The organism is Klebsiella michiganensis (assembly GCF_015139575.1).
Taxonomy (GTDB): domain Bacteria; phylum Pseudomonadota; class Gammaproteobacteria; order Enterobacterales; family Enterobacteriaceae; genus Klebsiella; species Klebsiella michiganensis.
In genome coordinates, this window is sequence record NZ_AP022547.1 from 5,237,847 (window position 1) to 5,250,932 (window position 13,086).

The 13,086-nt window shown below is 52.2% G+C and carries 6 protein-coding genes, 1 tRNA gene and 3 rRNA genes; 3 read left to right on the forward strand and 7 right to left on the reverse strand.

Annotated elements, in window-relative coordinates:
• Positions 1 to 27 precede the first annotated feature (27 nt).
• The 5 genes from JLG71_RS24540 to JLG71_RS24560 form a co-directional block, all read right to left on the reverse strand.
• Positions 28 to 345 (reverse strand): hypothetical protein, encoded by a 318-nt coding sequence (locus tag JLG71_RS24540; RefSeq protein WP_004098189.1) that lies wholly within the window; start codon positions 343 to 345, stop codon positions 28 to 30.
• 667 nt (positions 346 to 1,012) lie between these two features.
• Positions 1,013 to 1,128, reverse strand: a 5S ribosomal RNA gene (gene rrf / locus JLG71_RS24545).
• A gap of 194 nt (positions 1,129 to 1,322) precedes the next feature.
• Positions 1,323 to 4,228, reverse strand: a 23S ribosomal RNA gene (locus JLG71_RS24550).
• Between the two features lie 190 nt (positions 4,229 to 4,418).
• A tRNA-Glu gene (locus JLG71_RS24555) sits at positions 4,419 to 4,493 on the reverse strand.
• A gap of 87 nt (positions 4,494 to 4,580) precedes the next feature.
• A 16S ribosomal RNA gene (locus JLG71_RS24560) occupies positions 4,581 to 6,120 on the reverse strand.
• The 16S, 23S and 5S rRNA genes sit together here with 1 tRNA gene alongside, the layout of an rRNA operon.
• Positions 6,121 to 6,722: 602 nt before the next feature.
• On the opposite strand from JLG71_RS24560, the gene JLG71_RS24565 reads away from it, so the two are divergent.
• Entirely contained in the window at positions 6,723 to 7,847 is a 1,125-nt protein-coding gene (locus JLG71_RS24565) for a ribosomal protein uL16 3-hydroxylase (RefSeq protein WP_064358187.1), read from the forward strand.
• A 68-nt stretch (positions 7,848 to 7,915) separates the two neighbouring features.
• Here JLG71_RS24565 and surE read toward each other — a convergent pair whose 3' ends face one another.
• Positions 7,916 to 8,791 (reverse strand): 5'/3'-nucleotidase SurE, encoded by an 876-nt coding sequence (gene surE, locus JLG71_RS24570; RefSeq protein ID WP_014837294.1) that lies wholly within the window; start codon positions 8,789 to 8,791, stop codon positions 7,916 to 7,918.
• A 495-nt stretch (positions 8,792 to 9,286) separates the two neighbouring features.
• On the opposite strand from surE, the gene JLG71_RS24575 reads away from it, so the two are divergent.
• Positions 9,287 to 10,066 carry a histidine phosphatase family protein gene (locus tag JLG71_RS24575; protein WP_038422856.1) on the forward strand — a complete coding sequence of 260 codons (780 nt, stop codon included), beginning with the start codon at positions 9,287 to 9,289 and terminating at the stop codon, positions 10,064 to 10,066.
• 84 nt (positions 10,067 to 10,150) lie between these two features.
• Positions 10,151 to 11,494 (forward strand): OprD family outer membrane porin, encoded by a 1,344-nt coding sequence (locus JLG71_RS24580; protein ID WP_048261908.1) that lies wholly within the window; start codon positions 10,151 to 10,153, stop codon positions 11,492 to 11,494.
• Positions 11,495 to 11,535: 41 nt separating this feature from the next.
• On the opposite strand, the gene JLG71_RS24585 is transcribed toward JLG71_RS24580, so the two are convergent.
• Positions 11,536 to 12,900, reverse strand: a complete 1,365-nt coding sequence (locus tag JLG71_RS24585) for an MFS transporter (RefSeq protein ID WP_042944202.1) — start codon at positions 12,898 to 12,900, stop codon at positions 11,536 to 11,538.
• Positions 12,901 to 13,086 lie beyond the last annotated feature (186 nt).

The window sequence follows — 13,086 nt, forward strand, 5'->3', positions numbered from 1 at the left end:
GTCGCTCTGCCGGTCGCGGCATCGGCGCTATTTATGGCGATTCATAAAGCGCCGCAGAGCCCAGGTGAATCCCATCGCCATGCTGAACAGGATAAACAACAGCAGCACCCAGCTGACGGAAATTCTCAGCAGCGCACTTAGCGTCATAAGCGGCTGAAGATACACGGTAAACGAGTGGTCGGTGGGTTTACCCAGAAGAACCATCAATCCATCCGTTAACCAGACAAGCGCCCGGCAAACCAGCCAGATGATCGCCGGCCAGCAGAGCAGGACCAGAAAGGTAAAACGCTCCCGGATATAATGTATCAGTTGGCGCAAAGGAGGCCAGTTAATCAGAAATTTCATTTATATTCTCATATTGCCAGCCGGTAACATGCACTATTCGTCAAAAGACGTTACCGGGTTAGCTTCCATACAGGCAATGCACCCTATGTTTTTAGCAAATTTGAATTAACTTAAACCAGATCGAGTTAACAAAGTGTTAAGGACACTAAGTCATTTCGCAGAAAAAGTCCAGCTGTTATGCCTGTGTGCTCGGCAGGGGAGAGGGTTTGGTATCTATTTGTTAACCTGATGACTTTAGAATAACTTAAGCGTTATGCGGGTAATATTCTTAATATAATTCCTATTAAATATTCATAAACGCGTTTATCTCTATTTTTATTTTCATATAACGTTCATGCTAATTATTTTATTCACAAAATAAATTCTTTGTAGATGAGTTTTCGATAAATAATTGGGTTTAAATAGATCTATGCTATTCGCCATCACGGCTTTCAGTGGTTTTGCCGGCAAGCTCTCCGCACAATTCATCGCTCTCGTTGTGACGCCAGGTAAAGTTCAAAAAACCTTTTATTTCAAAGCGATATATACTTATTTCGCTTAAGTACTGCGGATGCCCTATCGTGAAAAAGGTCTGGTAAAGGATCCTTGCCGGGCTTTAATACGGATTTCTCAGACGACAAAAACGCAAAAAGCCCATCCGTCAGGATGGGCTCTTCACTTGTTTGATGCCTGGCAGTTCCCTACTCTCACATGGGGAGACCCCACACTACCATCGGCGCTACGGCGTTTCACTTCTGAGTTCGGCATGGGGTCAGGTGGGACCACCGCGCTAGTGCCGCCAGGCAAATTCTGTTGTCAGAAACGAATCTTTTACACCGATGCTGCGTTGGCTGCATTCGTAAAGTCAGTCACATACTTCAGTATGCTCCTTCCTTTCCTTCATTTGCCGCCTTGCCTCAGCGTAAAATCTTTCGTTCCCGAAAATCTGTAATCTAAGCTGAAAATCTCTCAAATCGCCAAAACATCTTCGGCGTTGTAAGGTTAAGCCTCACGGTTCATTAGTACCGGTTAGCTCAACGCATCGCTGCGCTTACACACCCGGCCTATCAACGTCGTCGTCTTCAACGTTCCTTCAGGACTCTCAAGGAGTCAGGGAGAACTCATCTCGGGGCAAGTTTCGTGCTTAGATGCTTTCAGCACTTATCTCTTCCGCATTTAGCTACCGGGCAATGCCATTGGCATGACAACCCGAACACCAGTGATGCGTCCACTCCGGTCCTCTCGTACTAGGAGCAGCCCCCCTCAATTCTCCAGCGCCCACGGCAGATAGGGACCGAACTGTCTCACGACGTTCTAAACCCAGCTCGCGTACCACTTTAAATGGCGAACAGCCATACCCTTGGGACCTACTTCAGCCCCAGGATGTGATGAGCCGACATCGAGGTGCCAAACACCGCCGTCGATATGAACTCTTGGGCGGTATCAGCCTGTTATCCCCGGAGTACCTTTTATCCGTTGAGCGATGGCCCTTCCATTCAGAACCACCGGATCACTATGACCTGCTTTCGCACCTGCTCGCGCCGTCACGCTCGCAGTCAAGCCAGCTTATGCCATTGCACTAACCTCCTGATGTCCGACCAGGATTAGCTGACCTTCGTGCTCCTCCGTTACTCTTTAGGAGGAGACCGCCCCAGTCAAACTACCCACCAGACACTGTCCGCAACCCCGATTAGGGGCCCACGTTAGAACACCAGCCATTAAAGGGTGGTATTTCAAGGATGGCTCCATGCAGACTGGCGTCCACACTTCAAAGCCTCCCACCTATCCTACACATCAAGGACCAGTGTTCAGTGTCAAGCTATAGTAAAGGTTCACGGGGTCTTTCCGTCTTGCCGCGGGTACACTGCATCTTCACAGCGAGTTCAATTTCACTGAGTCTCGGGTGGAGACAGCCTGGCCATCATTACGCCATTCGTGCAGGTCGGAACTTACCCGACAAGGAATTTCGCTACCTTAGGACCGTTATAGTTACGGCCGCCGTTTACCGGGGCTTCGATCAAGAGCTTCTCCTTACGGATAACCCCATCAATTAACCTTCCGGCACCGGGCAGGCGTCACACCGTATACGTCCACTTTCGTGTTTGCACAGTGCTGTGTTTTTAATAAACAGTTGCAGCCAGCTGGTATCTTCGACTGATTTCAGCTCCATGAGCAAGTCACTTCACTTACCATCAGCGTGCCTTCTCCCGAAGTTACGGCACCATTTTGCCTAGTTCCTTCACCCGAGTTCTCTCAAGCGCCTTGGTATTCTCTACCTGACCACCTGTGTCGGTTTGGGGTACGATTTGATGTTACCTGATGCTTAGAGGCTTTTCCTGGAAGCAGGGCATTTGTCACTTCAGCACCGTAGTGCCTCGTCATCACACCTCAGCGTTAGTGACGTTCCGGATTTACCTGGAACATCCGCCTACATGCTTAAACCGGGACAACCGTCGCCCGGCCAACATAGCCTTCTCCGTCCCCCCTTCGCAGTAACACCGAGTACAGGAATATTAACCTGTTTCCCATCGACTACGCCTTTCGGCCTCGCCTTAGGGGTCGACTCACCCTGCCCCGATTAACGTTGGACAGGAACCCTTGGTCTTCCGGCGTGCGGGTTTTTCACCCGCATTATCGTTACTTATGTCAGCATTCGCACTTCTGATACCTCCAGCAACCCTCACAGGCCACCTTCAACGGCTTACAGAACGCTCCCCTACCCAACAACACATAGTGTCGCTGCCGCAGCTTCGGTGCATGGTTTAGCCCCGTTACATCTTCCGCGCAGGCCGACTCGACCAGTGAGCTATTACGCTTTCTTTAAATGATGGCTGCTTCTAAGCCAACATCCTGGCTGTCTGGGCCTTCCCACATCGTTTCCCACTTAACCATGACTTTGGGACCTTAGCTGGCGGTCTGGGTTGTTTCCCTCTTCACGACGGACGTTAGCACCCGCCGTGTGTCTCCCGTGATAACATTCTTCGGTATTCGTAGTTTGCATCGGGTTGGTAAGTCGGGATGACCCCCTAGCCGAAACAGTGCTCTACCCCCGAAGATGAGTTCACGAGGCGCTACCTAAATAGCTTTCGGGGAGAACCAGCTATCTCCCGGTTTGATTGGCCTTTCACCCCCAGCCACAAGTCATCCGCTAATTTTTCAACATTAGTCGGTTCGGTCCTCCAGTTAGTGTTACCCAACCTTCAACCTGCCCATGGCTAGATCACCGGGTTTCGGGTCTATACCCTGCAACTTAACGCCCAGTTAAGACTCGGTTTCCCTGCGGCTCCCCTATACGGTTAACCTTGCTACAGAATATAAGTCGCTGACCCATTATACAAAAGGTACGCAGTCACCCAACAAGTGGGCTCCTACTGCTTGTACGTACACGGTTTCAGGTTCTTTTTCACTCCCCTCGCCGGGGTTCTTTTCGCCTTTCCCTCACGGTACTGGTTCACTATCGGTCAGTCAGGAGTATTTAGCCTTGGAGGATGGTCCCCCCATATTCAGACAGGATACCACGTGTCCCGCCCTACTCTTCGAGTTCACAACCTGTGCGTTTTAGTGTACGGGAGTATCACCCTGTACCCTGCGACTTTCCAGACGCTTCCACTAACACACAAGCTGATTCAGACTCCGGGCTGCTCCCCGTTCGCTCGCCGCTACTGGGGGAATCTCGGTTGATTTCTTTTCCTCGGGGTACTTAGATGTTTCAGTTCCCCCGGTTCGCCTCGTTAACCTATGTATTCAGTTAACGATAGTGCAACGAATTGCACTGGGTTTCCCCATTCGGACATCGCCGGCTATAACGGTTCATATCACCTTACCGACGCTTTTCGCAGATTAGCACGTCCTTCATCGCCTCTGACTGCCAGGGCATCCACCGTGTACGCTTAGTCGCTTAACCTCACAACCCGAAGATGTTTCGTAAAACATCGTCGTGTCGCGAAAATTTGAGAGACTCGAACACACTTAAACAGTGTGTCGTTTCAATTTTCAGCTTGATCCAGATTTTTAAAGAGCAAATATCTCAAACGTCACCCGAAGATGAGTTTTGAGATATCGGTTGGTTGTGCCTTTCACTCACAGCCAGCAAGTGGCGTCCCCTAGGGGATTCGAACCCCTGTTGCCGCCGTGAAAGGGCGGAGTCCTAACCGCTAGACGAAGGGGACACGAGGTGTCGCGACTTCGCAGCCGTCTTGCTTCTTTACATCTATCAGACAATCTGTGTGAGCACTACAAAGGCAGGTTCTTTAAGGTAAGGAGGTGATCCAACCGCAGGTTCCCCTACGGTTACCTTGTTACGACTTCACCCCAGTCATGAATCACAAAGTGGTAAGCGCCCTCCCGAAGGTTAAGCTACCTACTTCTTTTGCAACCCACTCCCATGGTGTGACGGGCGGTGTGTACAAGGCCCGGGAACGTATTCACCGTGGCATTCTGATCCACGATTACTAGCGATTCCGACTTCATGGAGTCGAGTTGCAGACTCCAATCCGGACTACGACATACTTTATGAGGTCCGCTTGCTCTCGCGAGGTCGCTTCTCTTTGTATATGCCATTGTAGCACGTGTGTAGCCCTACTCGTAAGGGCCATGATGACTTGACGTCATCCCCACCTTCCTCCAGTTTATCACTGGCAGTCTCCTTTGAGTTCCCGACCGAATCGCTGGCAACAAAGGATAAGGGTTGCGCTCGTTGCGGGACTTAACCCAACATTTCACAACACGAGCTGACGACAGCCATGCAGCACCTGTCTCAGAGTTCCCGAAGGCACCAAAGCATCTCTGCTAAGTTCTCTGGATGTCAAGAGTAGGTAAGGTTCTTCGCGTTGCATCGAATTAAACCACATGCTCCACCGCTTGTGCGGGCCCCCGTCAATTCATTTGAGTTTTAACCTTGCGGCCGTACTCCCCAGGCGGTCGACTTAACGCGTTAGCTCCGGAAGCCACTCCTCAAGGGAACAACCTCCAAGTCGACATCGTTTACAGCGTGGACTACCAGGGTATCTAATCCTGTTTGCTCCCCACGCTTTCGCACCTGAGCGTCAGTCTTTGTCCAGGGGGCCGCCTTCGCCACCGGTATTCCTCCAGATCTCTACGCATTTCACCGCTACACCTGGAATTCTACCCCCCTCTACAAGACTCCAGCCTGCCAGTTTCGAATGCAGTTCCCAGGTTGAGCCCGGGGATTTCACATCCGACTTGACAGACCGCCTGCGTGCGCTTTACGCCCAGTAATTCCGATTAACGCTTGCACCCTCCGTATTACCGCGGCTGCTGGCACGGAGTTAGCCGGTGCTTCTTCTGCGGGTAACGTCAATCGACAAGGTTATTAACCTTACCGCCTTCCTCCCCGCTGAAAGTACTTTACAACCCGAAGGCCTTCTTCATACACGCGGCATGGCTGCATCAGGCTTGCGCCCATTGTGCAATATTCCCCACTGCTGCCTCCCGTAGGAGTCTGGACCGTGTCTCAGTTCCAGTGTGGCTGGTCATCCTCTCAGACCAGCTAGGGATCGTCGCCTAGGTGAGCCGTTACCCCACCTACTAGCTAATCCCATCTGGGCACATCTGATGGCAAGAGGCCCGAAGGTCCCCCTCTTTGGTCTTGCGACGTTATGCGGTATTAGCTACCGTTTCCAGTAGTTATCCCCCTCCATCAGGCAGTTTCCCAGACATTACTCACCCGTCCGCCACTCGTCACCCGAGAGCAAGCTCTCTGTGCTACCGTTCGACTTGCATGTGTTAGGCCTGCCGCCAGCGTTCAATCTGAGCCATGATCAAACTCTTCAATTTAAGTTTGATGCTCGTGAATTAAACTTCGTAATGAATTACGTATGTTCACTCAGAGACTTGGTATTCATTTATTGTCCGAAGACATTAAGAATCCATGTCACTTTGAGTGCCCACACAGATTGTCTGATAAATTGTTAAAGAGCAGTGCAACGCGGCTTTCGCTCACCGTTGCGAGGTGGCGTATATTACGCTTTCCTCTTTCAGAGTCAACCCGTTATTTCAGGATTTTTTCTCTTCAACCGACCCGGTTGTTTGTGAAGTGATTCACATCTGCCGTGTCAGTGGGAGCGCATTATAGGGAGCTGCCGGGATATAGCAACCCTTAAAATACAAAAAACTTATCAAACGCTCATAATTTAAACTTCTCACGCTCCCTCCACGCCGGAAAAAATGGGGGAAAGCCAGATGCCACGCGGGCTGCAGCGAATTCAGGCAAAAGCGACATTTTGCGAAAATCAACGTTATCCGCTTTACGTTTCCCCCTCTCTTACCGCGTCGTGACTTCAGATGATGAATTAAGCACCAGCCTTGACCCATGACAAAGCGGCTTGAGGGTGCATATTTCTATAATCAGGCCCGTTTCTTCTTATTGGTATGAACCTATGGCTTATCAACTCAACATTAACTGGCCCGAGTTTTTAGAAAAGTACTGGCAAAAGCAGCCGGTCGTATTAAAGAAGGCTTTCGCGAATTTCGTCGATCCGATTACGCCGGATGAGCTGGCCGGGCTGGCCATGGAACCGGAAGTCGATAGTCGACTGGTGAGCCTCAAGAACGGTCAATGGCAGGCCAGCAACGGGCCGTTTGAACATTTTGATGGCCTGGGCGAAACCGGCTGGTCGCTACTGGCTCAGGCGGTAAACCACTGGCATATGCCCGCCGCTGAACTGGTGCGCCCCTTCCGCGTGCTGCCGGACTGGCGTTTAGACGATCTGATGATCTCCTTTTCCGTACCGGGCGGCGGCGTAGGCCCGCATATCGACCAGTACGACGTCTTTATTATTCAGGGCATGGGCAGCCGCCGCTGGCGCGTGGGCGATAAGCTACCGATGCGTCAGTTCTGCCCGCATCCGGCGCTGCTGCACGTCGACCCGTTCCCGCCGATCATTGATGAAGATCTGGAACCTGGCGATATTCTGTACATTCCGCCCGGATTCCCGCACGACGGAATCACTCACGAAACGGCGCTGAACTACTCCGTCGGCTTCCGTGGGCCAAACGGCCGCGATTTGATCAGCAGCTTTGCCGATTACGCGCTGGAAAACGATCTCGGCGGCGAGCACTACAGCGATCCGGATTTGACCTGCCGCGAACATCCGGGACGGGTAGAAGAGTATGAACTGGAACGCCTGCGCGGCATGATGATCGAGATGATTAGACAGCCGGAAGATTTCCGCCGCTGGTTTGGGCGTTTTGCTACCACGCCGCGCCACGAGCTGGATATTGCGCCCGCTGAACCGCCTTTTGAAGAAGAGGAGATTGTCGACGCGCTGGCGGGCGGTGAGATGCTGACTCGCCTGAGCGGCCTGCGTGTACTGCACATCAGCGACAGCTTCTTTGTGAATAGCGAACAGCTGGAGCCAACCGATCCCGCGGCTCTGGACGCACTGTGCCGCTATACCCTGCTGGGTAAAGAGGAGCTAGGCGAGGCCGCGCTGCGCAATCCGGCTTTTATCGCCGATCTGACCCGCCTGATTAACCAGGGCTACTGGTTCTTCGACGAATAGCGCTTCATCATCGGTTCATATAAAGAAGGCGCGGAGCCCGCGCCTTCTTCTTTACTATCGCTACAGCATCATTTACCGAGCAGCGCCTCAAACTGCGCCTGGTAGTGCGGCGCGTTCCATGAACCATCAAACAGGGTGTAAGTAATATATCCTTTGTTGAGCCAGCCCGAGTCATTATCCCCTTCCGCCGGTTTCATCGCCTCCGGATTCATCGTCTGTTTGGCGGTACCGTCCGCCAGAAGTTCATAACCAATCTGCGGCACAGGGAATTGTTCATTCTCAATATAATGAACGCCCTTAATTTCAGCCGACGGCAGCGGCGGATAGTTAATGCTTAACCCGGCCCCCTGCGGCATAATCGGGCTTCCCGGTTTATGCGCGGCGTTAAGTTTATCCACCAGCGAGACGACATAATCCACCGAATCAGGCCAGTACTTATGCGTGCTCGGCCATTTGTTCTTCATCTCTTCTTCCGTGAAGCGGTAGCCAATGCTGGCGGCAATCGCCGGGAAACCGTAGCGTACGGCGCGGGCCGCGGCGCTCACGGTGCCGGAGTTAACCTGCGCCATACCGGTATTGGGACCATCGTTGACGCCCGAAATCACCAGATCCGGCGGCGCGTCTTTCAGCACGCCCCACAGGCCAAAATCCAGCGCATCGGCAGGGGTTCCCGGGAAGCAGTAGCGTTTGTCAGCGGCTTTTTTGACATCAAAAACTTTACCCGTTTTAAAGGTAATTGCCGACCCGATACCGCTCTGATTCGTTGCCGGCGCCACCATCCAGACGTCATACCCTTTGGCCGCCAGTTTTTCCTGCAGCGAAGTGGTCCCCACAGACTGGCAGCCATCATCGTTAACCAGCAGTATTTTCAGCGGTTTTTCAGCAGCCTGTACGCCAGCGGCAGATAACGCCAGAATGGCGGCAGTCAGGATTTTCGTTCTCATCATCACTCCTTGTTGGGTAGCAGAGGTATTTCTTAGGCGCAAAAAAAAACCTAAGACTCCTGCCGCACGCCAAATTGGCGGACAGGGGTCTTAGGTTTTGCCTGTGGTCAGTAACAATCCCAGAGTGCTGCGAAAATAACGCCAGAGCGTAAAAGAGTCCAGCCCGGACATCATTATTCTGTGACGGAGATCAATCCTCTAAAATTATTTAAGCCGAAAACTGCTAATTAATCTGAAAATTAAACTTAAGATACAACTCAATCGACAAAATTACCTCCATGAAGACGATCACATTTATTGACATTCATAATAAATAGAGGATGTCTTTTCTCATAATTAATGCTAACGTCGCCCTTGTTGGATTGTTACTGTTTAGAACAGGCGAAACCTACGTTATAGACGTTCGAGCGAACATAATCTTATTTATGCTTCGCGTCGAATATCTGACGTAGGTTTTTTTTTGCTTATAAAAAGACCATTCAGGTGGAGCGTTATATGAAGAAGTGGCTAATAGCATTAATGATGGCGGCAGGCGCGGCAACCTGCTCTGCGGCGGAAGTTAAAAACGATGACGGCGTGAATATCTATTTCGCCCGCCATGGCAAAACGCTGCTGAATACGTTTGACCGCGTGCAGGGTTGGGCGGACTCACCGCTTACCGAAGACGGCATTCGCGTCGCTCGTTATCTCGGCGAGGGGCTTAAAGGTATTCCTTTTGATAGCTTCTATTCCAGCGATGCCGGACGTCAGCGTGAAACCATGCAGGTGATCCTTAAGCAAGCCGGAGTAAGTGATTACAAACTTACTGAGCTCAGCGGCCTGCGGGAAGCCTTCTTCGGCGGTTTCGAAGGCGGCTATAACAAAGATATGGCCGACGCCGGCGCCAGACAGCTGGGGCTTAAAGACGGCGCTGCGCTGTTCAGCCAAATGAAAGCGGGCACCCTGGCCGTCGATACCAACCAGAACGCGCTGGCAGCGGCCGACCCAAAGGGTATGGCGGAAAACTATCAGCAGGTAAAAACCCGTACCCAGGCAGCGCTGCATACTATCGTTGAAAACGCGCAGGCCCGGGGCGATAAAAACGTGCTGGCAATTTCATCCGGTACCGCCATGCAGATTATGATTTCCGATTTAACCGACGATAACGCGAAAAACAAGCCGCTTGCCAATGCCGCGGTGGTTAAAATTGTTTATAAAGACGGCAAATATACCGTTCCAGAAATTGGCACCATGAAATATGTTGAAGCCGGAAAACAGGCTCTCGATAAAAAATAATACCCACGCTTAATTATTTATTACGGCAGACTTCAGGCGAAAACACCTCGCCTGGATCGCTGCGTCCCTACTCTGGGGTTTATTATGAAAATCAATAAGACAACAGTCGCCATTATGCTGCTGGCTATTCCCGCCAGCGCCTGGTCAGCTTCGACCACTAACAGCCAGAAGGAGCGGGATTATATCGATACCGTGCTCGACGATCCGTTATTCAGCCAGTCCCATATGAATTTATCGTTTAAAAACTACTGGAAATATCTTAAGGAAGAAGAGACCGAGCCAAAGAAAGTCCATAACGCCTGGGGTCAGGGCGTCGCCGTCGATTATCAGTCCGGCTATTTTGCCGATATTATTGGCTTTGATGCCACTTACTACGGAGCGGTAAAGCTCGGCGCCAGCGATTACTTTAACTCCCGCGGCGTGCTGTATAACAACGGCAGCGGGAATAAAAAGAGCAACGCTGAAGGCTTTTCCAAATTTGGTCAACGCAACATCAAGCTACAGTATCGCCTGGCGGACACTCATCTGAACGCCCGCTGGGGCTGGCAGACGATGAAAAACTTTGGCGTCATCTCCAACTCCACCCGCCTTTCCCCGACCACCTATTTGGGCTGGACCGGCGCGGTGAACTACGGCCCCTTCACGCTGCGCGGCGCGTACATCGAAAGCGCGATGGATCGTAACTCGCCGGATAAGAAACGCTTCCAGACCAACAGCGGACAGTACATTAACCATATCGCCAGCGGCGATATTCTGTGGCAAAGCGAGCACCTGAACATGCAGTACGGCTATGGTGAAAGCGATAACTATCTGCGCCGCCATATTCTGTTTACCAATATTAAACCGATAAAAGCGCTGAACATCGGTACTCAGGTCTACGCCACTCACGCGCTGGACGAGTATAAAGCGATGCCAGCGAATAAGCGTGACTTTGACGACGACGCCTGGCACATCGCCATGGATGTGAAGTGGCAGGCGGACAACTGGAGCACCAAGTGGGGTCTGGGCTATACCGATGCGAACAAGGCCAATGAAGTGGGCTTCTACCCGCGCCATATGAGTAAAAACTCGCGCGGGACCTTTATCTCAATGGCCTATGCCGGCAACGACTATATGCGCGACGGTGAGCTGGTTCTCTCTAATATGTCGGACTATAACCTGACGCCGGAGCTGGCGATCGGTCTTGCCGGCAACATCGCCCAGTTTAACTACCGCGGCAACCACGTCCGTACCGGGGAAATTAACGCCTTCAGCCGCTGGGTGCCGACGCACCCAAGACTGAAAAATCTCACCGTCTGGGCGATGTTCGGACCGGGCTGGTCCTATAAGATGAATGGCAAAACGCCGGTGCTTACCGACGGCCATTACAGCCGGGCCAACTCGCTCTCTTCGGAAGTGATTATCGAATATAAATTTAATCTGTTCTGATACGCCCGCCCCGCCGGTCATGGCGGGGCAACCCTCCCCGGCTACTTCTTCACCTCATTAAGCTCATCGTTATAGCTTTCCCGCGTCACGCAGACGCACAGGATGGTAATCAGCGCCATGCAGGCGAGAAACAGCGAGATGGGCCACGATGCGCCGCCGGACCACACCAGTAGCAAGGTACCAATCATCGGCGTTAGGCCGCCGACGATGTTCGCCAGCTGGAAGCCGAGCGAGACGCCGGTATAGCGCACGCTGGTGTCAAAAAGCTCCGAAAAGAAGGCCGGCTGAACGCTGAACATCATCCCCAGCCCCACGGAATAGCAGAAGGTGGTGGCGAACATAAACATCTTCACCGAGCCGGAGTCGATCATCCAGAACAGCGGAAAGGCAAAGATCAGCGTGATGGCGGCGCCGGCCAGATAGACCGGTCGGCGGCCAATTTTATCGGAAAGCCAGCCGAAGAACGGAAAGGTAAAAATGCCGACAAAGCTGGCCAGCAGCAGCCCGTTCAGCGCCGTTTCGCGAGTAAAGTTGAGTTCCCTTGTCACATAGGACATAAAGAACGCCACCGTCAGCCAGCCCAGAACAATCTCCCCCATGCGCATGCCCATCGCCAGGAACACCGCTTTACGGTGATGCTTGAGTACGGTGAGAATGGGAAACTTCTGCTCCGCCGCTTTCGGCGCGTTCTGCTGCTGTTTCTGATTCTCCTGGAACACCGGCGTCTCTTCGATCCTTGAGCGGATAAACATCCCGACAAACAGCAGCGCGATGCTTAACAGGAAAGGCACGCGCCAGCCCCAGGACATCAGGTCATCCTCCGGCAGCATCACCACCAGCGCAAAAACGCCGGTGGCGATAAACAGGCCAAGCACGTTGCCCAACTGAACAAAAGTGCCGAAAAAGCCCCGGCGATGGCGCGGCGCATACTCGGTGATCAGCGTCGTCGCCCCACCCCATTCGCCGCCGATGGCAAAGCCCTGGCAGAGGCGCAAAAAGATAAGTATCAGCGGCGCGGCGTTGCCTATGGTGTCGTAGCTGGGGATTAAGCCTATGAAAAAAGTCGAAATACCCATAATCATCAGCGACAGAACCAGCGATTTTTTGCGGCCGATCTTATCGCCATAGTGGCCAAATACGATGGCCCCGATGGGCCGGCTGACGAAGGTAATCGACAGCGTCAGGAAGGACACCAGCAGCGCCATCAGCGGCGAGAGGTTAGGAAAAAACAGCGACGGAAACACCAGCGCGGCGGCGGTGCCGTAGATAAAAAAGTCATAGAACTCAATCGTTGTGCCGGAAAGACCGGAGCCCAGCACGGTGAGCAGCTTTCTTCTTTCATGCGTTTGTTGCGATATTTGTTCATTTTTTGCAGGGGTCATGGCGGGCGAGGTAAGCATAGTCATCATTAAATCCTCTGTCCTGAATCATTATTGTTAAGTCGGGCAGCGCCTGGCTAACCGCGGTCGCGAGGGAAAATCGCCCGCAAGCTAACTCGAATTAGCTAATTATAACAAGATACGGAGATTCACAACGTAAATGCTAAAAGAGTGTGACCAGGATCGGTTAAATTTTAACACCCTCGCCAGCGC